General features: G+C 59.4%; 19 protein-coding genes and 3 tRNA genes. 4 read left to right on the plus strand and 18 right to left on the minus strand.

Annotation, left to right across the window (positions count from 1 at the left end; all coding sequences use genetic code 11):
• Window positions 1–118: 118 nt before the first annotated feature.
• The 9 genes from NPS29_RS21650 to NPS29_RS21690 form a co-directional block, all read right to left on the minus strand.
• Window positions 119–1,993, minus strand: a complete 1,875-nt coding sequence (locus tag NPS29_RS21650; RefSeq protein ID WP_274135003.1) for a SurA N-terminal domain-containing protein — start codon at window positions 1,991–1,993, stop codon at window positions 119–121.
• Between the two features lie 240 nt (window positions 1,994–2,233).
• Window positions 2,234–2,506: an HU family DNA-binding protein gene (locus tag NPS29_RS21655; RefSeq protein ID WP_003183171.1), complete on the minus strand. Its 273-nt coding sequence runs from the start codon at window positions 2,504–2,506 to the stop codon at window positions 2,234–2,236.
• A gap of 153 nt (window positions 2,507–2,659) precedes the next feature.
• On the minus strand, window positions 2,660–5,056 hold the full coding sequence (gene lon, locus NPS29_RS21660) for an endopeptidase La (protein WP_274135004.1): 2,397 nt from the start codon (window positions 5,054–5,056) through the stop codon (window positions 2,660–2,662).
• A 183-nt stretch (window positions 5,057–5,239) separates the two neighbouring features.
• Entirely contained in the window at window positions 5,240–6,523 is a 1,284-nt protein-coding gene (gene clpX, locus NPS29_RS21665; protein ID WP_081568662.1) for an ATP-dependent Clp protease ATP-binding subunit ClpX, read from the minus strand.
• Between the two features lie 116 nt (window positions 6,524–6,639).
• A complete protein-coding gene (gene clpP, locus NPS29_RS21670; protein WP_274135006.1) occupies window positions 6,640–7,281 on the minus strand; it encodes an ATP-dependent Clp endopeptidase proteolytic subunit ClpP in 642 nt (213 codons plus the stop codon).
• A gap of 90 nt (window positions 7,282–7,371) precedes the next feature.
• Entirely contained in the window at window positions 7,372–8,682 is a 1,311-nt protein-coding gene (gene tig, locus NPS29_RS21675) for a trigger factor (RefSeq protein ID WP_274135008.1), read from the minus strand.
• 376 nt (window positions 8,683–9,058) lie between these two features.
• A tRNA-Leu gene (locus tag NPS29_RS21680) sits at window positions 9,059–9,143 on the minus strand.
• A gap of 57 nt (window positions 9,144–9,200) precedes the next feature.
• Window positions 9,201–9,276: transfer RNA gene (locus tag NPS29_RS21685), tRNA-His, on the minus strand.
• 40 nt (window positions 9,277–9,316) lie between these two features.
• Window positions 9,317–9,393, minus strand: a tRNA-Arg gene (locus NPS29_RS21690).
• Between the two features lie 309 nt (window positions 9,394–9,702).
• Here NPS29_RS21690 and folD point away from each other — a divergent pair.
• Window positions 9,703–10,557, plus strand: a complete 855-nt coding sequence (gene folD / locus NPS29_RS21695) for a bifunctional methylenetetrahydrofolate dehydrogenase/methenyltetrahydrofolate cyclohydrolase FolD (protein ID WP_274135010.1) — start codon at window positions 9,703–9,705, stop codon at window positions 10,555–10,557.
• Window positions 10,558–10,918: 361 nt separating this feature from the next.
• On the opposite strand, the gene NPS29_RS21700 is transcribed toward folD, so the two are convergent.
• The 6 genes from NPS29_RS21700 to NPS29_RS21725 form a co-directional block, all read right to left on the minus strand.
• Entirely contained in the window at window positions 10,919–12,724 is a 1,806-nt protein-coding gene (locus NPS29_RS21700) for an ABC transporter substrate-binding protein (RefSeq protein ID WP_274135012.1), read from the minus strand.
• A gap of 156 nt (window positions 12,725–12,880) precedes the next feature.
• The gene (locus tag NPS29_RS21705) at window positions 12,881–13,153 is read right to left on the minus strand and encodes a DUF2160 domain-containing protein (RefSeq protein WP_274135013.1); all 273 of its coding nucleotides are present in this window, start codon (window positions 13,151–13,153) and stop codon (window positions 12,881–12,883) included.
• A 12-nt stretch (window positions 13,154–13,165) separates the two neighbouring features.
• A complete protein-coding gene (locus NPS29_RS21710) occupies window positions 13,166–13,966 on the minus strand; it encodes a carbohydrate ABC transporter permease (protein ID WP_274135015.1) in 801 nt (266 codons plus the stop codon).
• Between the two features lie 10 nt (window positions 13,967–13,976).
• The gene (locus NPS29_RS21715) at window positions 13,977–14,843 is read right to left on the minus strand and encodes a carbohydrate ABC transporter permease (RefSeq protein ID WP_274135016.1); all 867 of its coding nucleotides are present in this window, start codon (window positions 14,841–14,843) and stop codon (window positions 13,977–13,979) included.
• On the minus strand, window positions 14,836–15,963 hold the full coding sequence (locus tag NPS29_RS21720) for an ABC transporter ATP-binding protein (RefSeq protein ID WP_274135017.1): 1,128 nt from the start codon (window positions 15,961–15,963) through the stop codon (window positions 14,836–14,838). Before NPS29_RS21720 ends, NPS29_RS21715 begins: the two co-directional genes overlap by 8 nt.
• Window positions 15,963–17,057: an ABC transporter ATP-binding protein gene (locus tag NPS29_RS21725; RefSeq protein WP_274135018.1), complete on the minus strand. Its 1,095-nt coding sequence runs from the start codon at window positions 17,055–17,057 to the stop codon at window positions 15,963–15,965. Before NPS29_RS21725 ends, NPS29_RS21720 begins: the two co-directional genes overlap by 1 nt.
• Window positions 17,058–17,383: 326 nt before the next feature.
• On the opposite strand from NPS29_RS21725, the gene NPS29_RS21730 reads away from it, so the two are divergent.
• Window positions 17,384–19,249, plus strand: a complete 1,866-nt coding sequence (locus NPS29_RS21730) for a sigma-54-dependent Fis family transcriptional regulator (RefSeq protein WP_274135019.1) — start codon at window positions 17,384–17,386, stop codon at window positions 19,247–19,249.
• 263 nt (window positions 19,250–19,512) lie between these two features.
• Here the strand turns inward: NPS29_RS21730 and cysS are convergent, their stop codons facing one another.
• A complete protein-coding gene (gene cysS / locus NPS29_RS21735) occupies window positions 19,513–20,895 on the minus strand; it encodes a cysteine--tRNA ligase (RefSeq protein ID WP_274135021.1) in 1,383 nt (460 codons plus the stop codon).
• A gap of 10 nt (window positions 20,896–20,905) precedes the next feature.
• The gene (locus tag NPS29_RS21740) at window positions 20,906–22,603 is read right to left on the minus strand and encodes a glutamine--tRNA ligase/YqeY domain fusion protein (protein ID WP_274135022.1); all 1,698 of its coding nucleotides are present in this window, start codon (window positions 22,601–22,603) and stop codon (window positions 20,906–20,908) included.
• 273 nt (window positions 22,604–22,876) lie between these two features.
• On the opposite strand from NPS29_RS21740, the gene NPS29_RS21745 reads away from it, so the two are divergent.
• Window positions 22,877–23,380 carry a peptidylprolyl isomerase gene (locus NPS29_RS21745; RefSeq protein WP_274135023.1) on the plus strand — a complete coding sequence of 168 codons (504 nt, stop codon included), beginning with the start codon at window positions 22,877–22,879 and terminating at the stop codon, window positions 23,378–23,380.
• Window positions 23,377–24,135: a UDP-2,3-diacylglucosamine diphosphatase gene (lpxH, locus tag NPS29_RS21750; protein ID WP_274135024.1), complete on the plus strand. Its 759-nt coding sequence runs from the start codon at window positions 23,377–23,379 to the stop codon at window positions 24,133–24,135. The genes NPS29_RS21745 and lpxH overlap by 4 nt, the downstream gene beginning before the upstream one ends.
• 286 nt (window positions 24,136–24,421) lie before the next feature.
• Here the strand turns inward: lpxH and NPS29_RS21755 are convergent, their stop codons facing one another.
• Window positions 24,422–25,954, minus strand: a complete 1,533-nt coding sequence (locus NPS29_RS21755) for a DHA2 family efflux MFS transporter permease subunit (protein ID WP_274135025.1) — start codon at window positions 25,952–25,954, stop codon at window positions 24,422–24,424.
• Window positions 25,955–25,959 lie beyond the last annotated feature (5 nt).

The raw sequence follows: 25,959 nt of genomic DNA on the forward strand, positions 1-25,959 counted from the left end.
GGGGGCGATCTTGAGTACGCCCCCGCCGGCAAGCCGTGCTGCTACGCAATTTTCGCCACCCAACAAAAAGCCCCGACTCTTTCGAGCCGGGGCTTTTTGTTTCAGCGTGTTGCGAGGATCAGTATTTCTCGATCTTCGCTGCCGATTGCAGCTGTGCCTGGAACGATTCGAAGTCCTGACGGCCCTCGCGGGATGCCAGGAAGCGACGGTACTGGGTCTTCTCGGCGTCGGTCGCCGGAGCTGCCTGATTCACGCCGTTGAGGCGCACGATCACGAAGCTGCCGTCGGCGGCGGTGAGGCTGCCGTAGACCGGTTTGTCCTTGCCTTGCGGCTTGGTCATGCGGAACAGCGCCTGCAGCACCTGAGGGTCGACACCCTCCTGGCCGCGCGATGCCGCTTCCACGACTTTCCAGTTCTGACCTTCCTGCTGGGTGGCGGTGTACGGCACCTTGCCATCGCGCAAGCCAGCCAGCAGCGTGTCGCCCTTGGCCTTGATGGCCTCGCTTGCATGGTCCTTGGTCAGTTGCGCACGAATCGCATCAGAGACCGCTTCCAGAGGCAATTGCTCAGGCTGGCGATGCTCTTTGACGCGCACCACGATGGTGGTTTCAGGATCCAGCTCGATGGCCGAGCTGTTGGAGCCCTCTTCCATCACTTCCGGACTGAACGCCGCCTGGATCACGGCACGGTTGGCCGCGATGCCTTCGCCGCCTTCACGACCGAACGCCGGGGTGGTCTGGACCTTCAGGCCCAGGTCCTGGGCAGGCTGAGCCAGGTCGGAGGCTTCATACGCGGCGTCCTGCAGCTTCTTGCTGGCATCCACGTAGCTCTGCTCGACCTGCTGCGACTTGAGGTCGTGGGTCAGCTTGTCTTTCAGGCTGGCGAAGGTCGGTACCACCGGCGCCTCGACGCCCAGCAGCTTGATCAGGTGCCAGCCGAACTGGCTCTTGACCGGGGTCGATACCTGGTCCTTGTTCAACGCATACAGCGCGTCTTCGAAGGCCGGGTCGTAGACGCCCTTGCCTGCGTAGCCCAAGTCACCGCCCTTGGCCGACGAGCCCGGATCCTGGGAGAACTCCTTGGCCAGGGCCGCGAAGTCTTCACCCTTGGCCAGGCGCTGCTGGATCTCTTCGATCTTCGCCTTGGCCTGGGCATCGGTGGTCTTGTCGTTGACTTCGATCAGGATGTGCGCAGCGCGACGCTGCTCGGCCAGGTTGGCGATTTCTTTCTGGTAAGCGGCTTGCAGGTCTGCATCCTTCACCGAAACCTTGTCGAAGAACGAGGATTTCTTCAGTTCGATGTAGTCCAGCACCACTTGCTCAGGGCTCAGGAATTCCTTGGCGTGCTGATCGTAGTGGGCCTTGATTTCGTCGTCGGTGACTTTCACGTTGGACGGATCGGCAGGCAGCGTCAGGGTGGCGAAGTCGCGGGTCTGTTTTTCCAGACGGGCGAACGCATCAACCTGGGCATCGGTGATGAAGGCACTGCCGGCAATGCCCGCACGGATCTGGCCGATCAGCATTTCCTGACCGAGGATCTGGCGAAATTGCATCCGGCTGTAACCGAGCTGACGAACCACCTGATCGAAACGGTCGGCGTTGAACTTGCCGTCGACCTGGAATTCAGGCGTGAGCAGGATCTGCTGGTCCAGCGCGGCTTCCGAGAAGCTGAACTTGGCGTCGGCTGCGCCTTGCAGCAGCAGCTTGCGATCAATCAGGCCTTTGAGGGCCGAGTCACGCAGCATCTTCTCGTTGAGCATGGCAGGATCGAAATCCTTGCCCAGCTGTTGCATGAGCTGGCGGCGTTGCATCTCTACGGCCTGGCCCAGTTCGGTCTGGGTGATTTCATCACCATTGACCTTGGCGGCATCCTGGCTGTGGCTGGTGGCCCTGAAAATGGCATCGAAGCCGGTCAGTGCCATCAGCGCCATGACAACGCCGATGATGGTCTTGGCAATCCAGCCTTGTGAATTGTCCCTGATATTCTGCAGCATGCGTCCCCCAGAGGGTTGTACTCAACTCACCAAGCTGCGACACACGGAGCGGAGCGTGGGTGTATTCCGGATAGAAGAAAGGCGCATCCGAGGATGCGCCTTCCCGTAACGTGCTAAGCGGACAGGGTTCGAATGTGCGTCCCCTGGGGTGACAGGCCAGCGCTTGACCAACCGCACTTGCCGCTTCGCGACCAGGACAGAGGTAACGCTGTCCTGGCTGGGCAAAGGTAAAAAAGAAACTTAGTTGACCGCTTCTTTCAGAGCTTTACCGGCTTTGAAGCCTGGCTTCTTGGCCGCTGGGATTTCCAGAGTCTTGCCGGTCTGCGGGTTGCGGCCAGTACGGGCAGGACGATCAGTTACGGAGAAAGTGCCGAAACCAACCAGTACAACAGAGTCGCCAGCCTTAAGAGCGCCAGTGACGGATTCGATTACTGCGTCCAGCGCACGGCCAGCAGCAGCTTTCGGGATGTCAGCGGATGCGGCGATAGCATCAATCAGTTCCGACTTGTTCACTCTAAGTCCCCTTATATCTATATTGAGTATATTTTCTAAGTTTTTTGATGTCACTAAACGAACGCTGTGTGGCCCCGCTGCATTGACTGCATGGGCTTCAAAGAGCCGCTTTATAACAAGGGCTCTAAAAAGCTGTCAAGGAAGCCCCCCAGACTAATGCGTGCTAATTCTTTCCTTAGAGTCAGACTCGCGTTTTTCATCCTTCGCAACCATCTCCGGAGCCACATCCGGCAAGGGCTCCGGCGCGTATTGCAGCGCAATTTGCAGGACTTCGTCAATCCATTTAACAGGTTTGATTTGCAGGTCGGCCTTGATATTATCGGGGATTTCCTTCAGATCACGTACGTTTTCTTCCGGAATGATCACCGTTTTAATTCCGCCGCGGTGAGCCGCCAGCAATTTTTCCTTCAAACCGCCGATCGCCAGAACTTGCCCGCGCAGGGTAATTTCGCCGGTCATTGCCACATCGGCGCGTACCGGGATCTGTGTCAGCGCCGATACCAGCGCCGTGCACATGCCTACGCCCGCGCTGGGGCCGTCTTTGGGCGTTGCCCCTTCCGGCATATGGATGTGGGTGTCGCGCTTCTCGTGGAAGTCCAGGGGGATGCCCAGGCTCTTGGCGCGGCTGCGCACCACGGTCAACGCGGCAGTGATGGATTCGACCATCACGTCACCCAGGGAACCGGTCTTGATCAGTTGGCCCTTGCCCGGAACCACGGCGGCTTCGATGGTCAGCAATTCGCCACCCACCTGAGTCCATGCAAGGCCCGTCACCTGACCGATCTGGTCCTGCTGTTCGGCCAGGCCGTAGCGGAATTTGCGCACGCCCAGGAAATTTTCCAGCATCGCGGCCGTGACCACGACGGTGAAACGCTTCTCGCCGGCGTGCTCCTTGACCGCCTTGCGGCAGACCTTGGCAATCTGACGCTCCAGGCTGCGCACACCCGCTTCACGCGTGTAGTACCGGATAATGTCGCGTATGGCCTCTTCTTCGAACTCGATTTCACCTTTCTTCAGGCCGTTGGCAGCGATCTGCTTGGGCGAGAGGTACTTGGTGGCGATGTTGATCTTCTCGTCCTCGGTGTAGCCCGGCAGACGGATCACTTCCATACGGTCCAGCAGGGCCGCCGGAATATTCATCGAGTTGGCGGTGCAGAGGAACATCACATCGGACAGGTCGTAGTCGACTTCCAGATAGTGATCATTGAAGTTGTGGTTCTGCTCGGGGTCGAGCACCTCAAGCAGTGCCGAGGCCGGATCGCCGCGCATGTCGCTGCCCATCTTGTCGATTTCATCGAGCAGGAACAGCGGGTTGCGTACGCCCACCTTGGTCATCTTCTGGATCAGGCGACCTGGCATCGAACCGATGTAGGTACGACGGTGACCACGGATTTCAGCCTCGTCACGCACGCCGCCCAGGGCCATGCGTACGAATTTGCGGTTAGTGGCGTGGGCAATCGACTCGGCCAGCGAGGTTTTACCCACACCAGGAGGACCGACCAGGCACAGCACAGGGCCACGAATCTTCTTCACGCGCTTCTGCACGGCAAGGTATTCGAGGATCCTTTCTTTGACTTCTTCCAGACCGTAGTGGTCGGCATCGAGGATGTCTTCGGCGCGCGCCAGGTCCAGACGTACCTTGCTCTGGGCCTTCCACGGCACCTGGACCAGCCAGTCGATGTACGAGCGCACCACGGTCGCCTCGGCAGACATTGGCGACATCTGCTTGAGCTTGTTCAGCTCGGCAGTGGCCTTGGTCATGGCGTCCTTAGGCAGGCCAGCGGCATCGATGCGCTTTTTCAGCTCTTCGATTTCGTTATGGCCTTCGTCGCTGTCGCCGAGTTCTTTCTGAATGGCCTTCATCTGCTCATTCAGGTAGTACTCGCGCTGGCTGCGCTCCATTTGTTTCTTCACGCGACCACGGATGCGCTTCTCCACCTGCAGCAGGTCGATTTCGGCATCCAGCAGCGCCAGTACGTGCTCGACACGGGCTGGCAGATCGATGATCTCGAGGATTTCCTGCTTCTGCTCGATCTTCAGCGCCATGTGCGCGGCCATGGTGTCGACCAGACGCCCAGGCTCATCGATGCTGTTCAGCGAGGACAGGACTTCAGCCGGGACCTTCTTGCCCAGCTGTACATATTGTTCGAACTGCGCCAGCAGGCTGCGCACGAACACTTCGGATTCGCGGTCAGGGGCATCGGCTTCGTCGATCAGCGCGACTTCGGCACGGCAATGGCCGTCCACTTCCATGAAGCGCTCGACGGAACCACGCTGCTCGCCTTCGACCAGCACCTTGACGGTGCCATCCGGCAGTTTCAGCAGCTGCAATACGGTTGCAACGGTACCCACGCTATAAAGAGCGTCCTCACCGGGATCATCGTCTGCGGGGTTTCTTTGCGCCAGAAGCAGGATCTGCTTGTCGCCGGTCATCGCGGCCTCAAGGGCCTCGATGGACTTCTCGCGCCCCACGAACAGTGGGATAACCATATGCGGATACACCACGACATCACGCAATGGCAAAAGAGGCAATTCAATGGTCGTCTTCATGATTTCGCCTCTACGGCGGCCATAAGGCCATGGACAGATAGAAATAAGCTGAAAACCAAGATGGGGGCACTGCCCCAAAAAAACAAGCTTCGCTTTTAGTTAATGAGAAAGAGAGGCCCGAATGCAAAAAGGGGCCCGAGGGCCCCTTTTCTGTTCCAGTCGCCCGGTGCGCAGCCCAGAGGGTTACGCGTCGGGAGCCGCCTTGGCAGGTGGCTCGCTGTTTTCGTAGATCAACAGCGGCTTGGAAGTCCCTTCGATCACGCTTTCGTCGATCACCACTTTGCTCACGTCGGTCTGCGACGGGATTTCATACATGGTGTCGAGCAACACGCCCTCGAGGATGGAACGCAGGCCACGGGCACCGGTCTTGCGCTCCAGCGCGCGACGGGCAACCGATTTCAGCGCATCGGTGCGGAACTCGAGGTCCACGCCTTCCATTTCGAACAACTTGGCGTACTGCTTGGTCAGCGCGTTCTTCGGCTCGGTCAGAATCTGCATCAGCGCAGCTTCGTCCAGCTCGTCGAGCGTTGCCAGTACTGGCAGACGGCCCACGAATTCCGGGATCAAACCGAACTTGACCAGATCGTCAGGCTCGACTTCACGCAGGGATTCGCCAACCTTCTTGCCCTCTTCCTTGCTGCGCACTTCGGCGTTGAAACCGATGCCGCCTTTGGTGGAGCGGTTCTGGATGACCTTTTCAAGGCCCGAGAACGCACCGCCGCAGATGAACAGGATGTTGCGCGTGTCCACTTGCAGGAATTCCTGCTGTGGATGCTTGCGACCGCCCTGCGGCGGAACCGAAGCCACGGTACCCTCGATCAGTTTCAGCAAGGCCTGTTGCACGCCTTCGCCGGACACGTCGCGGGTAATCGAAGGGTTGTCGGATTTGCGCGAAATCTTGTCGATTTCGTCGATGTAGACAATACCCATCTGGGCCTTCTCGACATCGTAATCGCATTTCTGCAACAGCTTCTGGATGATGTTTTCCACGTCCTCACCCACATAACCGGCTTCGGTCAGGGTGGTGGCGTCGGCGATGGTGAACGGTACGTTGAGCAAACGTGCCAGCGTTTCCGCGAGCAGGGTCTTGCCCGAGCCGGTAGGCCCGATCAGGAGGATGTTGCTCTTGCCCAGTTCAACGTCGTCATTTTTCTTGTCGCGCTGGTTCAGGCGCTTGTAGTGGTTGTACACCGCTACTGCGAGAACCTTCTTGGCACGCTCCTGACCGATGACGTACTGGTCAAGGATGCCGCTGATTTCTTTAGGCGATGGCAATTTATGCGCGCTGCTTTCTGCCTGTGCTTCCTGCACCTCCTCGCGGATGATGTCATTGCACAGGTCGACGCACTCGTCACAGATAAATACCGAGGGGCCGGCAATCAATTTGCGCACTTCATGCTGGCTTTTGCCGCAGAAGGAGCAATAAAGCAGTTTGCCGTTGTCCTCGCCGTTGCGGGTGTCAGTCATTCGATCGATCCAATCCGGTAGGCTTGCAACACAAGATGAAGGCAATTGCGGGCTTTTTCAAGTCCGCAGGTGGCACGCACGTGCACGCCACCCGGGATTTACTGCCTATCAAGCAATCATTTGATCATTTGACGCTTGTCGAGCACCGAGTCCACCAGACCGTATTCAGCAGCGCGCTCGGCGCTCATGAAGTTGTCGCGGTTGGTGTCACGCTCGATGGCTTCAAGCGATTGACCGGTGTGGTGCGCCAGCAGTTCGTTCAGGCGCTGGCGAATGTACAGAATTTCCTTGGCGTGAATGTCGATGTCCGACGCCTGGCCCTGGAAACCGCCCAGTGGCTGGTGAATCATCACGCGGGAGTTGGGCAGGGCAAAACGCTTGCCCTTCGCACCACCTGCCAGCAGGAACGCGCCCATGCTGCAGGCCTGCCCCATGACGGTGGTCGACACGTCGGGCTTGATGAACTGCATGGTGTCGTAGATCGCCATGCCAGCGGTCACCGAACCACCTGGGGAGTTGATGTAGAGATGGATATCCTTGTCCGGGTTCTCGGCTTCCAGGAACAGCAATTGCGCCGAGATCAGGTTGGCCATGTAGTCTTCAACCGGACCTACCAGGAAGATCACGCGTTCCTTGAGCAGGCGGGAGTAGATGTCATAGGCGCGTTCGCCACGGGCGGACTGCTCGATAACCATCGGGACCAGGCCGCCAGCGGCCTGGATGTCAGAGTTCTGCTGAATATAAGAATTGCGGGACATGTCTCGCATTCACTCCCAAATAGTCATGTCTTGAATACGCATAAGCCAGCACGAAGGCTGGCTTATGGTGTTTTCGAACGAGAGAGGAAATCAGTCGGCTTTTGGAGCTTCTACCGGCTTGACTGCTTCTTCGTACGAGACCGCTTTGTCGGTCACGCTCGCTTTCTGCAAAACAGTATCCACAACTTGCTCTTCCAGCACAACCGAACGCACTTCGTTCATCTGCTGTTCGTTTTTGTAGTACCAGGCCACGACCTGCTCAGGCTCCTGGTAGGCGGAAGCCATTTCCTGGATCAGTTCGCGAACGCGAGCTTCGTCAGGCTTGAGGTCGAACTGCTTGACCACTTCAGCAACGATCAGGCCCAGCTCGACACGACGCTTGGCTTGCTCTTCGAACAGCTCGGCCGGCAGTTGGTCAGGCTTGATGTTGCCACCGAACTGTTGAACGGCCTGAACGCGCAGACGGTTCACTTCGTTTTCCAGCAGGGCTTTTGGCACTTCGATCGGGTTGGCAGCCAGCAGGCCGTCCATTACCTGGTTCTTGACCTTGGACTTGATGGCCTGACGCAGCTCGCGCTCCATGTTCTTGCGAACTTCGGTGCGGAAACCTTCCAGGGTCGCTTCCTTGATGCCGAACTGGTTGAAGAACGCTTCGTTCAGCTCAGGCAGGGTCGGTGCCGACACGGTGTTGACCGTGACGGTGAACTCGGCGGTCTTGCCAGCCAGTTCCAGGTTCTGATAGTCCTCTGGGAAGGTCAGGTTCAGAACGCGCTCTTCACCAGCCTTGGCGCCAACCAGGCCGTCTTCGAAGCCAGGGATCATGCGGCCCGAGCCCAGTACCAGCTGAGTGCCAGTAGCCGAGCCGCCAGCGAAGGCTTCGCCGTCGATCTTGCCGACGAAGTCGATGTTCAGCTGGTCTTCGTTTGCAGCAGCGCGGTCGGCGGCTTCAAAACGAACGTTCTGCTTGCGCAGGATTTCCAGCATGTTGTCCAGATCGGCATCAGCTACGTCAGCGGACAGGCGCTCGACGGAAATGGACTCGAAGCCGGCAACGGAGAATTCAGGGAAGACTTCGAAAGTAGCGACGTACTCGAGGTCCTTGCCTTTCTCGATGGTTTTTGGCTCGACGGAAGGTGCGCCAGCCGGGTTCAGCTTCTGCTCGACTACCGCTTCGTAGAAGGAAGACTGGATGACATCGCCTACCGCTTCCTGACGAGCGTCAGCTTCGTAACGCTGACGGATCACGCTCATTGGCACTTTGCCTGGGCGGAAGCCTGGGATCTTGGCCTTCTGGGCAGTCTGCTGCAGACGCTTGTTGACCTGGCTTTCGATACGCTCAGCCGGCACGGTGATGCTCATGCGGCGCTCGAGAGCAGTAGTGTTTTCAACAGAAACTTGCATGGATATTCCTCGTTGCACAGACGTTAGCCGGCCGTTGTCCGACCCTAGAATCAAGGGCAAGCATTCTAGTGGGTCAAACTCAAGAAGTCACCCTACTCAAAGAGGGTAAATACAGGGCAATGCTGCCAGGAACGAAAGGACGAAGACTTGCAGCGTCGCAAGCGGTCTGGAACGCACCTTGCGCGGCCTCTATATAAAGGAAGCGAGGCGCGACCGAATATCGATCCAGTCCCTGGAAACACTGTGCAGACGCCCGCCGCCGACCGGGATAGCGGCGGGTTTCGGCATGAAACCAATACGCTGAAACAAAAAAAGCCGCACTAAGGCGGCTTTTCGAGCCTTGGGAAGGCAGTTGGCGCTTCTCAAGATTTGTAGCTGGTGCGGACGAAGAGACTCGAACTCTTACGCCTCGCGGCGCTGGAACCTAAATCCAGTGTGTCTACCAATTCCACCACGTCCGCGTTTTGAAGCGCTTAAAGCAAAGGCGCCAGATTATGCATCTGGCGCCTTTTCGAATATGGGGTGGACGATGGGGATCGAACCCACGACAACAGGAGTCACAATCCTGTGCTCTACCAACTGAGCTACGCCCACCATATTGCGTTGTAACCTACTTGTGCCAAAGCTGCCTGATTGGCGCACCCGGCAGGACTCGAACCTGCGACCATCCGCTTAGAAGGCGGATGCTCTATCCAGCTGAGCTACGGGCGCTTGGTTTATTTGTACTCTTTCGACTACAAATAAAGAGTCTTCAATCACGCTGAGCAGATCTGAACTCTACCTGACTTAATCAACCTTTCGACCTGACTCACCGCTAGCGGCTTGTCCTGTGTGGGGTTGTGCCCGACAAGTGCGACGAATCTTATAGACGACCCTGAAGGTCGTCAACACTTTTTTGAAAAAAATTCAGTTAATTAAAGGGCTTAGCTTATTAAGCAGACCAACCGCCTTTGCCCATGCGTCAGGTCATGCGAGAATGCGCGCTCTTTTTCCCTCCCTTCCGATGGTTAATCACGCGTAATGACTGCAAAACTAATAGACGGTAAAGCGATCGCAGCCAACCTGCGCCAGCAGATCGCCCAACGAGTCGCCGAGCGTCGCGAACAAGGGCTGCGCACGCCCGGGCTTGCGGTGATTCTGGTCGGCAGCGACCCCGCCTCTCAGGTTTACGTCTCGCACAAACGCAAAGACTGCGAAGAGGTCGGCTTCATTTCGCAAGCCTACGACCTGCCCAGCGAAACCACCCAGACAGAACTGACCGATCTGATTGACCGTCTGAACGACGATCCGGCCATTGACGGCATCCTGCTGCAATTGCCACTGCCCGAGCATCTGGACTCCTCGCCGCTGCTGGAGCGCATTCGTCCGGACAAGGACGTCGACGGTTTCCATCCTTATAACGTCGGCCGCCTGGCCCAGCGCATTCCGCTGCTGCGTCCCTGCACCCCGAAAGGCATCATGACCCTGCTGGAAAGCACCGGCGTCGATCTGTATGGCAAGGATGCGGTGGTGGTGGGTGCATCCAACATCGTCGGTCGTCCGATGGCCATGGAGCTGCTGCTGGCCGGTTGCACCGTGACCGTGACCCATCGCTTCACTCAGGATCTGGCTGGCCACGTCGGCCGTGCGGACCTGGTGGTGGTAGCTGCCGGCAAGCCTGGACTGGTCAAGGGCGAGTGGATCAAGGAAGGCGCCATCGTCATCGACGTGGGCATCAACCGCCAGGACGACGGCAAGCTGGTAGGTGACGTGGTCTACGAGACCGCCCTGCCCCGCGCTGGCTGGATCACCCCGGTTCCAGGCGGCGTCGGCCCGATGACCCGCGCGTGCCTGCTGGAGAACACCTTGTATGCGGCGGAAACGCTGCACGGTTGATCGAACCGGCACGGCAATAAAAAACGGCACTTACGGGTGCCGTTTTTTTTGAGTCGTAACTCGCCCCTGTAGGAGTGAGCTTGCTCGCGATTGCGGGTGATCAGTCACCCCAATGCCGACTGACACGACGCCGTCGCGGGCAAGCGCGCTCCTACACAGGTTTGTGCCAGGCGAATGATCTGCGGTGTACTTATCCTACGTAGGAGCGCGCTTGCCCGCGATTGCGGTGGGTCAGCCAAACGTGATTCAGGATATGCCACCGCGATCGCGAGCAAGCTCACTCCTACAGGGCCGGAGTGGCACGTGGTATCGGCGTACAAAAAACGGCACCCGAAGGTGCCGTTTTTTATGCCATCACAGGTTACTTCTTCGCAGCTTCCCAGCTCTTCAACAGGTCCGCGTAGGCGATGGTTTCGCCCTTCGGTTTCTCGTTGGCTAGTTTGCGTTGTGGGGCCAGGAAGGCGCCGTTGCTCTTCTCGGCCTTGGTGTACCACTCTTCAGCCGAGGTTTCCGGGTTCATCTTCGGTGCGCAACCGCTCGCATCCTGAACCTTGGAGCGCTCGATCCGGGTCATGATCGCGTCCTGATCCTTGGCCAGGCCGTCCAGCGCCGCTTGCGCGGATTTCTCGCCGGTGACCGCCTCAGCCACGTGGCTCCACCACAGCTGCGCCAGTTTCGGGTAGTCCGGAACGTTGGTGCCAGTCGGCGACCACTGCACGCGGGCCGGGCTGCGGTAGAACTCCACCAGACCACCGAGTTTCGGCGCCAGGGCGGTCATCTCCTTGGAGTTGATGTCCGACTCGCGAATCGGCGTCAGGCCGACGATGGTTTTCTTCAGCGACACTGACTTGGACGTCACGAACTGGGCATAGAGCCAGGCCGCCAGACGTTTTTTCTCGTCGGAAGACTTGAGGAAGGTCCACGAACCCACGTCCTGGTAGCCCAGCTTCATGCCTTCTTTCCAGTACGGCCCTTTCGGCGACGGCGCCATCCGCCATTTCGGCGTGCCATCGGCGTTCATCACCGGCAGGCCAGGCTTGGTCATGTCAGCGGTGAATGCGGTGTACCAGAAAATCTGTTGCGCAACGTTACCCTGCGAAGGCACCGGACCGGACTCGGAGAAGGTCATGCCCGCCGCCTCTGGTGGCGCGTAGGCTTTCAGCCAGTCGATGTATTTCTGAGTCGCGTAAACGGCAGCCGGGCCGTTGGTGTCGCCACCACGGGTGATGCTGGAGCCGACCGGATGGCAGGCTTCAACGCGAATACCCCACTCGTCCACTGGCAAACCGTTGGGCAGGCCCTTGTCGCCGCTACCGGCCATGGAGAACCAGGCGTCGGTGAAGCGCCAGCCCAGGGACGGGTCTTTCTTGCCGTAGTCCATGTGGCCATAGACTTTCTTGCCATCGATTTCCTTCACGTCTTCGCTGAAGAATTTGGCGATGTCTTCATAGGCCGACCAGTTCACCGGAACGCCCAACTCGTAGCCGTACTTGGCCTTGAACTTCTCTTTGAGGTCAGCGCGTTCGAACCAGTCGGCGCGGAACCAGTACAGGTTGGCGAACTGCTGGTCAGGCAGCTGGTACAGCTTGGCCGGGGTGATGACCTTGCCCGATGCGTCCTTCACCTCAGGCGAGGTGGTGAAGGAGGTGCCGATGAAGTCCTTGATATCCAATGTAGGAGAAGTGACTTTCGCGCCTTCCGGGCTTGCCATCAGGTCTGTCAGAGACAGCGCCTTGCCGTAGCGGAAATGGGTACCGATAAGGTCGGAGTCGTTGACCCAGCCGTCGTAGATGCTCTTGTCCGACTGCATTGCGGTTTGCAGCTTCTCGATGACGTCACCTTCCTGCAGCAGGTCGTGGGTCACTTTGATGCCGGTGATTTCGGTGAAGGCCTTGGCCAGGGTTTTCGACTCGTATTCGTGGGTGGTCAAGGTTTCGGAAACCACCTTGATGTCCATGCCACGGAACGGCTCGGCGGCCTTGATGAACCACTCCAGTTCCTTGAGCTGGTCAGCGTCGGACAGGGTCGTCGGCTTGAACTCGCTGGCCGCCCATTTCTTGGCCGCGTCTTCGTACTGATCCGCCCAGGCCGACACGCTCAAGCCGCTGAGCATTACCATCGTCGCTACCGTCACACTATGTCGCAGCTTGTTTTTCTTATTGAACATAGACACCTCCAGTGTTGATTCTTATGTATTCCCGCTTTGCCTTTGCGTTGTAGGAGCGCGCTTGCCCGCGAATGCGATCTGCCTGCGAACAACATGTCGACTGACACTCCGCAATCGCGGGCAAGCGCGCTCCTACAAGTGTTCATTCATTTCCTTTCAACCCCAACGCATCACCACCAACAGCCAGACCAGGGACAGCCCCGAGGCGACCCAGATGCTCCAGTCGGTCGCGCCAATGACCAGCAGATGCAGGTAGGCGCTGCCGAGAAGACCGATGAACAGCCGGTCGCCACGGGTGGTGGCAATCGGCAGGAAACCGCGACGTTCGATGCTCGCCGAGCGCAGCTCCCAGACGGTCATCGCCACCAGGATGGCAGCGATGGAACCGAAGAAGATTGCGGTCGGCAGTGTCCAGGACATCCACTCCATTTTTTCGACTCCTCAGACACGACCAAGGGCAAAACCCTTGACCACGTGATTGCGAACGAACCAGATCACCAGCATGCCCGGCAGGATGGTCAACACCCCCGCTGCCGCCAGCACGCCCCAGTCGATCCCCGATGCCGACACCGTGCGGGTCATCACCGCCGCGATCGGCTTGGCGTTGACCGAGGTCAGGGTCCGCGCCAGCAACAGTTCGACCCACGAGAACATGAAGCAGAAAAACGCCGTCACACCGATTCCCGAGCCGATCAGCGGGATGAAAATCTTCCCGAAGAACTTGGGAAAGCTATACCCGTCGATGTAGGCCGTTTCGTCGATCTCCTTCGGAACACCGGACATGAAGCCTTCCAGAATCCACACCGCCAATGGCACGTTGAACAGGCAGTGCGCCAACGCGACGGCAATGTGGGTGTCGAACAGGCCGATGGACGAGTACAACTGGAAAAACGGCAGCAGGAACACCGCAGGTGGCGCCATGCGGTTGGTCAGCAGCCAGAAGAACAGGTGCTTGTCACCGAGGAAACGATAGCGTGAAAACGCATAAGCGGCAGGCAGCGCCACGCTCAGCGATATCAGGGTATTCAGGCAAACGTAGTACAGCGAGTTGATGTAGCCGCTGTACCAGCTCTCGTCGGTGAAGATCACCTTGTAGTTCGCGAGAGTGAAATCTTGCGGAAACAGCGTCAGACCGCCGAGGATTTCGGTGTTGGTCTTGAAGGACATGTTCACCAGCCAGTAGATCGGCACCAGCAGGAACAGCAGGTAGATCCACAACGGCACGACTTTACGAAGATTCATGGGCCGCTCCTCAGTCTTTTTCGCCGTGGGTCATGGCGGTGTAGAACACCCACGACACCAACAGAATGATCAGGAAGTACACCAGCGAGAACGCCGCCGCCGGGCCCAGGTCGAATTGCCCCAGCGCCATGGTGGTCAGGGTCTGGCTGAGGAAAGTCGTGGAGTTGCCCGGCCCGCCACCGGTGAGCACGAACGGCTCGGTGTAGATCATGAAGCTGTCCATGAAGCGCAGCATGACGGCGATCAGCAGCACGCTCTTCATCTTCGGCAACTGGATGTGTCGGAAAACCGCCCAGTTGGAGGCCCGATCAATACGCGCCGCCTGGTAGTACACATCCGGAATGGCACGCAGGCCCGAGTAGCACAGCAGCGCCACCAGTGAGGTCCAGTGCCAGACGTCGATGATCAGCACCGTCACCCAGGCATCCGAGGCATTGGCCGCGTAGTTGTAGCTGATGTGCAGCACGTTGTTGAGAAACCAGCCCAGCAGGCCGATGTCGCCACGGCCGAAGATCTGCCAGATGGTGCCGACCACGTTGAAGGGGATCAGCAGCGGAATGGTCATCACGATCAGGCACACCGAGGACCAGCGGCCCTTGGTCGGCATGGTCAGGGCGATGGCGATGCCCAGCGGGATCTCGATCAGCAACACGCACGCCGAATAGATGAACTGACGCAGCAGCGAGTCGTGCAGGCGCGGGTCCTGCAGCACCTGCTTGAACCAGTCAGCGCCGACGAAGTAGCGGCTGGACTGATCGAAAATGTCCTGCACCGAATAGTTGACCACGGTCATCATCGGGATGATGGCGCTGAACGCCACCAGCAGGAACACCGGCAGCACCAGCCACCAGGCCTTGTTGTTCTGCACCTTACTCATGGGGCACCTCGCTGGCCGGCACGTGCTCGGCGGCTTCCAGCAGAAATTCATCGGCGTAGAGCATCAGCCACTGGGCCGGGAAGCTGATCCATGCCTGGCCTTGCGGCACCGGCTTGTCTTCCTGCAGGCGGACCTTCAATGACTGGCCAGCCAGGTTCAGGGTAAGAATCTTGTAGGTGCCCAGATCCTCGACGTAGGTCACGTCGGCGCACATGGCATCGTCGAACGGACCGTCCCAGACGTGCACGAACTCGGGCCGGATGCCGACTTTCAGCGTGGTCCACCTGGTTTCAGCCAGACGTTGCTGCAAGGCTTGCGACAGCGGCAGGTGAATGCCGCCGAAGCCCACACCGCCTGCTTCGGGCTTGACCTCGATCAGGTTCATCCCCGGACTGCCGATGAAGTAGCCGACAAAAGTGTGATGGGGTTTTTCGAACAGCTCGCGCGGGGTGCCGAACTGCACGATCTGGCCGCCGTACATCACCGCGATCTTGTCGGCGAAGGTCGAAGCCTCCAGTTGATCGTGGGTGACGTAGACCATGGTGATGTTGAATTGCTCGTGGATCTGCTTGAGCTTGCGCCGCAGTTTCCACTTCAGGTGCGGGTCGATCACGGTCAGCGGTTCGTCGAACAGGATCGCCGAAACGTCATCGCGCACCAGCCCGCGGCCCATGGAGACCTTCTGTTTCTCGTCGGCGGTGAGGCCCTTGGCTTTCTTTTTCAGCAACGGTTGCAGGTCCAGTACGTCGGCAATTTCCTGCACCTTGGCCTGAATCTTCGCTTCGGCCATACCCTGATTTCGCAGGGGAAAAGCGAGGTTGTCGTACACCGTCATGGTGTCGTAGACCACCGGGAACTGGAACACCTGGGCGATGTTGCGCTGCTCTGGGGACATGTCGTTGACCACCGTGGTGTCGAACATCACCTTGCCTTCGGACGGGCTGAGCAGGCCGGAAATGATATTGAGCAGGGTCGACTTGCCGCAGCCGGACGGGCCGAGCAAGGCATAGGCCCCGCCCTGCTCCCAGATGTGGGTCATCTCGCGAATGGCATAGTCTTCAGGCCCTGCGGGGTTGGCGCTGTAGCTGTGCGCGAGTTGTTGCAAGCGGATCTCGGCCATCAGGCAACCCTCGCCATGCGCAGGCCCGGCGCCTGGATAAGGCCGCCCTGCTGATCGAATACGAACAGTTTGTGAGTCGGGATGTACACGCGAATCGGCGTATCGACGTCGTATTCGTGGACGCCCGGCAGGTGCAGCACCAGCGAGAAATGCTCGTTGCGCACGTGCAGGAAGGTTTCCGAGCCGCTGATTTCCGCCAGCTCCACGGTCACCGCCAGTTCCAGATCGTCGTCATTGGACGGCACCAGGCTCAGGTGGCTGGGGCGTACGCCGAACTTGTACTCACCGTCGCCGATGTTGCGCAAATCGACGTTGAGCGGGAAATGCACGAAGTTGGCGAAGCTCACTTCATTGCCGTCGATGCGGCCCGGCATCAGGTTGATCGGCGGCTCGGAGAACAGCTCGGCGGCCAGCACGGTCTTCGGCTGGTGATAGACCTCGGGGGTCCTTCCGCTCTGGATCAGCCGGCCTTCGTGAAGAATCGTCGTGGTCCCGCCCAGGGCCAATGCCTCGTTGGGCTCGGTGGTGGCGTAGACCGCGATGGTGTTGCGGGTCTCGAACAGCTGGCGCATTTCCTGGCGCAGCTCTTCACGCAATTTGTAGTCGAGGTTCACCAGCGGCTCGTCGAACAGGATCAGCTCGGCGTCCTTGACCAGCGCCCGGGCCATGGCCGTGCGCTGCTGCTGGCCGCCGGAGAGTTCGAGGGGGTAGCGGCTGAGGAATTTTTCGATACGCAGCATCTTCGCGGTTTCCCGCACACGGCTGTCGATTTCGTCCTTGGACATCCTGGCCTGGCGCAGCGGCGAGGCGATGTTGTCGAAAACGGTCATGCTCGGGTAGTTGATGAACTGCTGGTAAACCATGGAGACGTTGCGATGGCGCACCGCTACCTGGGTGACATCTTTGCCATTCATCAGTACTCGGCCGCTGTCTGGCTTGTCCAGACCGGCCATCAAGCGCATCAGGCTGGTCTTGCCTGATAAGGTGCGCCCCAGCAATACGTTGAATGAGCCGGGTTCAAAGCTAAGCGACGCATCAATGATCCAGTTCTGACCGTCGACGGCTCGGCTGACGTGCTCAAGCGTGAGAGACATGGCGTGCCCTTTTTATTTGTCTTGTTCGGGGTGTTGCAGTTGGTCGTAATGTTCAGCGACCGTTTGTTGGATAGCGACAATCGTGCCAACCGGCCTTCGCTTGCGAACCCTGCGCCACAACCCGCCAACTAGAGCGATCGAGACAAATTGGCGAGTCATAGCACATTCGTTGATGAACATAAGTGAACAGGAAAGGCTGAACACCTGAACAAAATGAACATTGACTTTGAACACATCTGAACAACAATGGGTGAACGTTTCGAGCACGGATGCTTGGCCCCAGCCGTACCCCAAAAACAATAAAAGCAACAGGACGGAGCTCGACCATGGCCGCTACAGGCGCATCCACCGCTCACGACACCATCATTCGGGACTCCTGGGCCCGCTGCCGCGAATTCGGCCTGGATCATCAGTCCCGGCCGGCGTTCGACCGACTGCCTGAACAGCAGGTCTCCCAACTGCTGGCGCGCCACCACTCGCTGGTGCAGACCACCCACCAGCAGGTCCTGCCGTTCTACGAGAACATCCTGAGCAACTCCAACTGCCTGATCCTGCTGGCCGACCAGCAAGGCCAGGTGCTCAATTCCTGGGGCACCAAGCGCTTCGTCGAACCCGATCAGCAACGTGGCTTCGTCGCCGGGGCCAGTTGGCTGGAGCAAGGGGTGGGCACCAATGCCATCGGCACGGCGCTGGCCTGCGAACAAGCTGTTCACATTGAGCACGATGAACACTTCCTGAAGGCCAACCGCTTCATGACCGGCTCGGCAGCGCCGATCTTCGATGCCTCACGGCGGATGATCGCGGTGCTCGATGTGTCCAGTGACAGCTTCCTGCCGCCGTCCCACACCTTGGGGATGGTCAAGATGATGAGCCAGACCATCGAGAACCGGCTGATCCTCGACCAGTTCCAGCACGGCTATTTCCAGCTGACCTTCAACACGGGCCTGAACAACCTCGACAGCCAGTGGGCCGGTTTGCTGGTGTTTGACGAGAGCGGGCGCATCCTGTGTGCCAACCGCCGCGCCGACAATCTGTTGGGCGTGAGCCTGCTGCGAGCCAATATCGAGGACCTGTTCAAGGCGCCGATTGCCCATTTGCTCGACCAGCAGGAAGGCCAGCCCTTCGCGCTACAGGCCGCCGGGCATAACCGTTTCCACGGCCTGTTGCGGCGGCCGAAAGCGCCGGTGCTCAAGCTGCGCAGCGTGCCGACGCCTGCCAAGGCAGAGGTTGCGGACACCCAAGGTCTAGCCGCCCTGAGCTTCGGCGATGAGAAAGTGGCCAAGGCTGCGCGTCAGGCCCAGCGGCTGTTGGAGAAGAACGTCCCGCTGTTGATTCTTGGCGAGACCGGCGCCGGCAAGGAAGTGTTCGTCAAGACCCTGCACCAGGCCAGCTCCCGCGCCGACCAGCCGCTGATCGCGGTGAACTGTGCGGCGATCCCGTCGGAGCTGGTGGAAGCCGAATTGTTCGGCTACGAAAAGGGAGCGTTCACCGGCGCCCACCATAAAGGCAGCGTCGGCCTGATTCGCAAGGCCGACAAAGGCACGCTGTTCCTCGACGAAATCGGCGACATGCCGCTTGCAGTTCAGGCGCGTCTGCTGCGGGTGCTGCAAGAGCGCTGCGTGCAGCCACTGGGCAGCAGCGAGCAGTATCCGGTGGATATCCGGGTCATCTCCGCCACGCACTGCTCGTTGCGCGAACAGGTGCAGAGCGGGTTGTTTCGTCAGGATCTGTACTACCGCATCAGCGGCTTGAACCTGGAATTGCCACCGCTGCGCGAACGCACGGACAAGGCGCAGTTGGTGCGGGCGATCTGGGAGCAACACCGTGAACCGCAGCAGAACGCCGGCTTCGAGCCTGGGGTGCTGGCGTTGTTCGAGCGTCATCCATGGCCGGGGAACCTGAGGCAGTTGAGCAACGTGATTCAAGTGGCGCTGGCGCTGGCGGATGATTTGCCGATTGACACCGAGCATCTGCCGGAGGACTTCTTCGCCGATCTGGAGCTTGCGGATCTGGAGATGGAAAGTGCGGGCAGCGAACCGGAGATGGCCTTCAATCGCAAGGCTGTTCTGGATACGCCGGAAGAGTTGAACGAGCTTCTACAGGCCGCCGGGGGGAATATTTCGCAGTTGGCCAAGAGGCTGGGAGTGAGTCGCAATACCTTGTACAAGCGGCTGCGCGAACAGGGTTTCTGATTGTGGATTTGTGTTGCCGGAGTCGACGCCGTCGTCCGACTGCGGCCCAGAGCAAGCGCGCTCCTACAGCGGATCGGTGGCGGACGACGATCTCGCGTCGGCCATCAATCCTGTAGGAGCGCGCTTGCCCGCGATGGCGTCGGACCTGCGATAAAGATGCATCTGGGACACCGTCATCGCGAGCAAGCTCACTCCTACAGGGGGTCGCATTGAACCTGTAGGAGTGAGCTTGCTCGCGATAGCGATAGATCAGGCGCTAGCGATCAATCCGCCAAACGCCAGGTAGTTGCGCCCTTGCTGTCTTCCAGCACCACGCCCATGGCGGTGAGCTGGTCGCGGATGCGGTCCGATTCGGCCCAGTTCTTGTCGGTGCGGGCCTGCAGACGCGCCGCGATCAGCGCTTCCACTTCTGCCGCATCCACACGACCTTCCGCACCAGCACGCAGGAAATCATCGGCTTCGAGCTGCAACACACCCAGCACGCTGGCCAGTTGCTTCAAGCGCGCCGCCAGCCCCGCCGCTGCCTCGACATCGCTGTCACGCAGGCGGTTGATCTCACGGACCATCTCGAACAGCACCGCACAGGCTTCCGGCGTACCAAAGTCATCGTCCATCGCCGCCGAGAAACGCTCGACGTAAGCTTCGCCGCCAACCGGCTCGGACAATGGCAGGCCCTTGAGTGCGTGGTAGAAACGCTCCAGCGCGCCCTTGGACTCTTTCAGGCTGTCTTCGGAATAGTTGATCGCGCTGCGGTAGTGGCTCGACACCAGCAGATAACGCACCACTTCCGGATGGTATTTAGCCAGCACGTCGCGGATGGTGAAGAAGTTGTTCAAGGACTTGGACATCTTCTCGCCATTGATGCGAATCATGCCGCAATGCATCCAGGCGTTGGCGTAGGTCTTGCCGGTGGCCGCCTCGCTCTGGGCGATTTCGTTTTCGTGGTGCGGGAATTCCAGGTCGGAACCGCCACCATGAATGTCGAAGGTCTCGCCCAGGCAGCAGGTGGACATCACCGAGCACTCGATGTGCCAGCCCGGACGCCCCGCGCCCCACGGCGATTCCCAGCTCGGCTCGCCGGGCTTTACGCCTTTCCACAGCACGAAATCCAGCGGATCTTCTTTGGCTTCGTCGACCTCGATCCGCGCACCGATGCGCAAATCTTCGATCTTCTTGCGCGACAGCTTGCCGTAACCCATGAACTTGGCGACGCGGTAATACACGTCGCCATTTCCCGGCGCGTAGGCGAAGCCCTTGTCGATCAGGGTCTGGATCATGCTCAGCATGCCAGGGATGTGATCCGTGGCACGCGGCTCAAGGTCCGGCTTGAGGATGTTCAGGCGCGCTTCGTCCTCGTGCATCGCGTCGATCATGCGCGCGGTCAAGGTATCGAACGCTTCGCCGTTTTCACGGGCGCGGTTGATGATCTTGTCGTCGATGTCGGTGATGTTGCGCACGTAGGTCAGGTCGTAGCCGCTGAAACGCAGCCAGCGGGTGACCAGGTCGAAGGCCACCATGCTGCGGCCATGGCCCAGGTGGCAGTAGTCGTACACGGTCATGCCGCAAACGTACATGCGCACCTTGTTGCCATCCAGCGGCTTGAAGGTTTCTTTGCTCTTGGTGAGCGTGTTGTAGATAGAGAGCACGTTACTTACCTTAGCTCCACGAATCGCGGAGCGTCACAGTCCGGTTGAACACCGGGCGACCTGGTTTCGAGTCCTTGATGTCCGCGCAGAAATAACCTTCGCGTTCGAACTGGAAACGGTCTTCCGGCGCAGCTTCAGCCAACGACGGTTCGGCCCGACAACCGGTCAGGACCTGCAAGGACCCCGGGTTGATGTTGTCCAGGAAGGTCTTGCCCTCTTCTGCCTTCTCCGGGTTCGCGGAGAGGAACAGGCGGTCATACAAACGCACTTCGCATTCGATGCTTTCAGCAGCCGGAACCCAGTGCACCACGCCCTTGACCTTGCGGCCTTCAGGGTTCTTGCCCAAGGTGTCCGGGTCATAGGAGCAGCGCAGTTCGACGATATTGCCGTCGGCGTCTTTGATCGCTTCGTCGGCACGGATCACGTAGCTGCCACGCAGGCGCACTTCGCCACCCGGCTCCAGACGCTTGTAGCCTTTTGGCGGCTCTTCCATGAAGTCATCGCGGTCGATGTAGATTTCACGGGAGAACGGCAACTTGCGCACGCCCAGTTGCTCGTGCTGCGGATGACGCGGCAGTTCGAGGTGGTCGACCTTGTCTTCGGGGTAGTTGGTGATCACTACCTTGAGCGGGCGCAGCACGCACATGGCGCGCGGGGCGTTGGCGTCCAGGTCCTGACGGATGCTGAATTCGAGCATGCCGAAATCGACCACGCCGTCGGAACGGTTGGTGCCGATCATTTCGCAGAAGTTGCGGATCGAGGCCGGGGTGTAGCCGCGACGGCGGAAGCCCGACAGCGTCGACATGCGCGGATCGTCCCAGCCGTTGACGTGCTTTTCATCGACCAGTTGCTTGAGCTTGCGCTTGCTGGTGATGGTGTAGTTCAGGTTCAGGCGCGAGAACTCGTACTGGCGCGGCTTGCACGGCACCGGCAGGTTATCGAGGAACCAGTCGTACAGCGGACGGTGGCTTTCGAATTCCAGGGTGCAGATCGAGTGGGTGATGCCTTCGATGGCGTCCGACTGACCGTGGGTGAAGTCGTAGATCGGGTAGATGCACCACTTGTCGCCGGTCTGGTGGTGATGGGCGTGGCGAATGCGGTACAGGATCGGGTCGCGCAGGTTCATGTTCGGCGAGGCCATGTCGATCTTGGCGCGCAGAACGCGGGCGCCATCTTCGAACTCGCCGGCCTTCATGCGGTTGAACAGGTCCAGGTTTTCCTCGACCGAACGGTCACGGAACGGGCTGTTCTTGCCAGGCTCGGTCAGGGTGCCGCGGTATTCGCGGGCCTGTTCCGGGGTCAGGTCGTCAACGTAGGCCTTGCCGGACTTGATCAGCTCGACAGCCCAGTCGAACAGCTGGTCGAAATACTGCGACGCGTAACGCACTTCGCCGGACCACTCGAAGCCCAGCCATTTGACGTCGCTTTCGATGGCGTCGATGTATTCCTGGTCTTCCTTGGCCGGGTTGGTGTCGTCGAAACGCAGGTGCGTGACGCCGCCGAATTCCTGAGCCAGACCAAAGTTGACGCAGATCGACTTGGCATGACCGATGTGCAGGTAGCCGTTGGGCTCCGGCGGGAAACGGGTCACGATCTTGGTGTGCTTGCCCGAATCCAGGTCTGCCTGCACGATCGGGCGCAGGAAGTTGGTAGGGATAGCAGGGCCTGCCTTGGTGTTGGCAGCAGCGTCTTGAGTGGGCTTGCTCATAGGATCCTTGAAAACCTGACAGTCGCGGCCAGGGTAGGCCGAATAAATCAAAGCGCTTATCATAGCCGAACCTGTCAAGCCCCTGACAGCGTGCTGTGAGAAAACTGCACTGCGCGATACCCATTGGTGAGCGAGTGTTACAGGCAATGGCAGCTTTTGCTTGTTCCGCTAGCCTCTGTAGACTGCGCGTCCGGGTGAAATCGCCGGCACTTTTTGTGCTGCATGCGGCGATTGGCACGTCAAACCACGAATTCCAAAAGAGTGACCTTGAACATGTCCAAAGTAAAACTTTCCACCAACCACGGTGACATCGTCCTGCAACTGAATGCAGAAAAAGCGCCGATTACTGTCGCCAACTTCATCGAGTACGTTAACGCTGGCCACTACAGCAACACCGTATTCCACCGCGTCATCGGCAACTTCATGATCCAGGGCGGCGGTTTCGAGCCAGGCATGAAAGAGAAGAAAGACAAGCGCCCAAGCATCCAGAACGAAGCCGACAACGGCCTGCCGAACAAGAAGTACTCGGTTGCCATGGCCCGCACCATGGAGCCGCATTCGGCCTCCGCGCAGTTCTTCATCAACGTCGCCGACAACAGCTTCCTGAACCACAGCGGCAAGACCGTCCAGGGCTGGGGCTACGCCGTGTTCGGTGAAGTGGTCGAAGGCTCGGACGTGGTCGACAAGATCAAGGGCGTTGCCACCACCTCCAAGGCTGGCCACCAGGACGTACCGGCTGACGACGTGATCATCGAGAAAGCAGAGATCGTTGAGTGATACTGCTGATCTCCGATCTGCATCTGGAAGAAGGACGCCCGGACATTACCCGGGCGTTTCTGGATCTGCTGAGTGACCGGGCGCGCGCCGCCCAGTCGCTGTATATCCTCGGGGATTTTTTCGAAGCCTGGATCGGCGATGACGCGATGTCGCCCTTCCAGCGCTCGATCTGCGAAGCCTTGCGCGCCTTGAGCGACAGCGGCACACAGGTGTTCCTGATGCACGGCAATCGCGATTTTCTGATCGGCAAGGCCTTTTGCAAGGCCGCAGGCGTCACCCTGTTGAAAGACCCGAGCGTGGTCGAGTTCAACGGTGAGCCGGTGTTGTTGATGCACGGCGACAGCCTGTGCACCCGCGACGAAGCCTACATGCGTTTGCGCCGTTACCTGCGCAACCCACTGACTTTATGGGTACTGCGCCACCTGCCCCTGAGCACCCGGCACAAGCTGGCGCGCAAGTTGCGCAGCGAAAGCCGCGCGCAGACCCGCATGAAAGCCAACGACATCGTGGATGTCACGCCTGAAGAAGTGCCACGGATCATGTCCGAGCACGGCGTGAAAACCCTGATCCACGGCCACACCCACCGCCCGGCGATTCACAAGCTGCAGATCGGCGACGACACTGCGCAACGAATTGTATTGGGGGATTGGGACCGCGAAGGCTGGGCGTTGCAGGTCGACGAGCACGGCTTCCAACTCGGCTCGTTCGGGTTTGTGCCCGAGCAACCGGTGGCAATCGGACATACACCCGATTGACCACACGTCACTGCAGGAGCGCGCTTGCCCGCGACAGCGTCAGGCCTGCGACAACGATGTGTCTGACACACCGCCGTCGCGGGGCAAGCGCGCTCCTACAGTGATCACGGCCAGTCCAACCTTCCGCGGCGTACGCAACACCCTGTAGGAGTGAGCTTGCTCGCGATGGCGGTGGATCTGTCGCATCGAGGGTGAGTGACGAAACGCTATCGCGAGCAAGCTCACTCCTACAGAAGATCGGCGGCTGGCGAGTATTGCGCGGTGTAAGCGCTCCTACAATGGTTCATCAATGCCCTGCCCCGGGCCCTGCCTTGGCGGCAAATGGCGGCTTGGCCAGCCAGACGATCAGGATCAGCACCAGGAACATCCAGCCCAGCATGTAGAAATAATCCACGGTGGACATCATGTAGGCCTGGCTGGTCACCATGCTGTCGAGCCGGGCATAGGCCTGATTGCTCGCCCCGCCCAGAGTGTCCAGGGCCTGGCGCGTCGTGGACTCATAGGTGTTGACGTTTTCGCTCAGGTACGCGTGGTGCACGTTGGCCCGGCGGATCCAGATCCAGGTGGTCAACGAGGCCGCGAAACTGCCCCCGAGGTTACGCAGGAAGGTCGCCAGTCCCGAGCCGTCGGCGATTTGCGACGGCGGCAGGTCCGACAGCAGGATGCTCAAGGTCGGCATGAAGAACAGCGCAACGCCCGCTCCCATGAACAACTGCACCAGCGCAATGTGCTCAAAATCCACCTGACTGGTGAAGTTCGAACGCATGAAACAACTCGTGCCGATGGCCAGAAACGCAAGCCCAGCAAGCAGCCGCAGATCGACCTTGTTGGCATATTTACCGACGAACGGCGACATCAATACCGGCAGGATCCCGATCGGCGCCACCGCCAGCCCCGCGTAGGTCGGCGTGTAGCCCATCTGCGTCTGCAACCACTGCGGCAGGATCAGGTTGATGCCGAAGAACCCGGCGTAGCCCAGCACCAGACAGATCGTCCCGACCCTGAAGTTACGGAAACTGAACAGGCGCAGGTTGACCACCGGATGCTCGTCGGTCATCTCCCAGATGATGAACGCCGCCAGACCAATCACCGAAATCACCGTGCCGATGATGATGAAGTTCGACGAGAACCAGTCCAGGTCGTTGCCCTTGTCGAGCACGATCTGCAAGGCGCCCACGCCAATGATCAGCGTTATCAGCCCCACGTAGTCCATCGGTTGGCGGCTGGTGGTCACCGGCCTTGCGGCCATTTGCGTGCGCACCACGAAGGCTGCGAACAGACCGATCGGCACGTTGATGAAGAAAATCCACGGCCAGGTGTAACTGTCGGTGATCCAGCCGCCGAGAATCGGCCCCGCAATCGGCGCCACAACCGTCACCATCGCCAGCAGTGCCAGTGCCATCCCCCTTTTCGCCGGGGGATAGACGGCAATCAGCAGCGTCTGGGTCATCGGGTACAAGGGGCCTGCGACCACGCCTTGCAGCACACGAAAGCCCACCAGTTCCGGCATCGAGGTAGAAATACCGCAGAGGAACGAGGCCAGCACGAACAGCACCGTGGCCCATATGAACAGCTTCACCTCACCAAAGCGGCGGCTCAGCCAGCCGGTCAACGGCAAGGCGATGGCGTTACTCACCGCAAACGAGGTGATGACCCAGGTGCCCTGCTCGGAACTCACGCCCAGGTTGCCGGAAATCGTCGGCAGCGCGACGTTGGCAATGGTGGTGTCGAGCACCTGCATGAAAGTCGCCAGCGACAGGCCGATGGTGGTCAACAACAGGCTTGGCGGCGTAAAAGAAGCGGGAGCGTTGTTACTCATCGCGA

This window comes from Pseudomonas putida (assembly GCF_028682175.1).
GTDB lineage: Bacteria > Pseudomonadota > Gammaproteobacteria > Pseudomonadales > Pseudomonadaceae > Aquipseudomonas > Aquipseudomonas putida_AD.

Bases quoted from the DNA above. Each gene is read 5' to 3' on its own strand.
- NPS29_RS21650 (WP_274135003.1), bottom strand. From the start codon at position 1,993: ATGCTGCAGAATATCAGGGACAATTCACAAGGCTGGATTGCCAAGACC.
- lon (WP_274135004.1), bottom strand. From the start codon at position 5,056: ATGAAGACGACCATTGAATTGCCTCTTTTGCCATTGCGTGATGTCGTG.
- clpX (WP_081568662.1), bottom strand. From the start codon at position 6,523: ATGACTGACACCCGCAACGGCGAGGACAACGGCAAACTGCTTTATTGC.
- clpP (WP_274135006.1), bottom strand. From the start codon at position 7,281: ATGTCCCGCAATTCTTATATTCAGCAGAACTCTGACATCCAGGCCGCT.
- tig (WP_274135008.1), bottom strand. From the start codon at position 8,682: ATGCAAGTTTCTGTTGAAAACACTACTGCTCTCGAGCGCCGCATGAGC.
- folD (WP_274135010.1), top strand. From the start codon at position 9,703: ATGACTGCAAAACTAATAGACGGTAAAGCGATCGCAGCCAACCTGCGC.
- NPS29_RS21700 (WP_274135012.1), bottom strand. From the start codon at position 12,724: ATGTTCAATAAGAAAAACAAGCTGCGACATAGTGTGACGGTAGCGACG.
- NPS29_RS21705 (WP_274135013.1), bottom strand. From the start codon at position 13,153: ATGGAGTGGATGTCCTGGACACTGCCGACCGCAATCTTCTTCGGTTCC.
- NPS29_RS21710 (WP_274135015.1), bottom strand. From the start codon at position 13,966: ATGAATCTTCGTAAAGTCGTGCCGTTGTGGATCTACCTGCTGTTCCTG.
- NPS29_RS21715 (WP_274135016.1), bottom strand. From the start codon at position 14,843: ATGAGTAAGGTGCAGAACAACAAGGCCTGGTGGCTGGTGCTGCCGGTG.
- NPS29_RS21720 (WP_274135017.1), bottom strand. From the start codon at position 15,963: ATGGCCGAGATCCGCTTGCAACAACTCGCGCACAGCTACAGCGCCAAC.
- NPS29_RS21725 (WP_274135018.1), bottom strand. From the start codon at position 17,057: ATGTCTCTCACGCTTGAGCACGTCAGCCGAGCCGTCGACGGTCAGAAC.
- NPS29_RS21730 (WP_274135019.1), top strand. From the start codon at position 17,384: ATGGCCGCTACAGGCGCATCCACCGCTCACGACACCATCATTCGGGAC.
- NPS29_RS21740 (WP_274135022.1), bottom strand. From the start codon at position 22,603: ATGAGCAAGCCCACTCAAGACGCTGCTGCCAACACCAAGGCAGGCCCT.
- NPS29_RS21745 (WP_274135023.1), top strand. From the start codon at position 22,877: ATGTCCAAAGTAAAACTTTCCACCAACCACGGTGACATCGTCCTGCAA.
- NPS29_RS21755 (WP_274135025.1), bottom strand. From the start codon at position 25,954: ATGAGTAACAACGCTCCCGCTTCTTTTACGCCGCCAAGCCTGTTGTTG.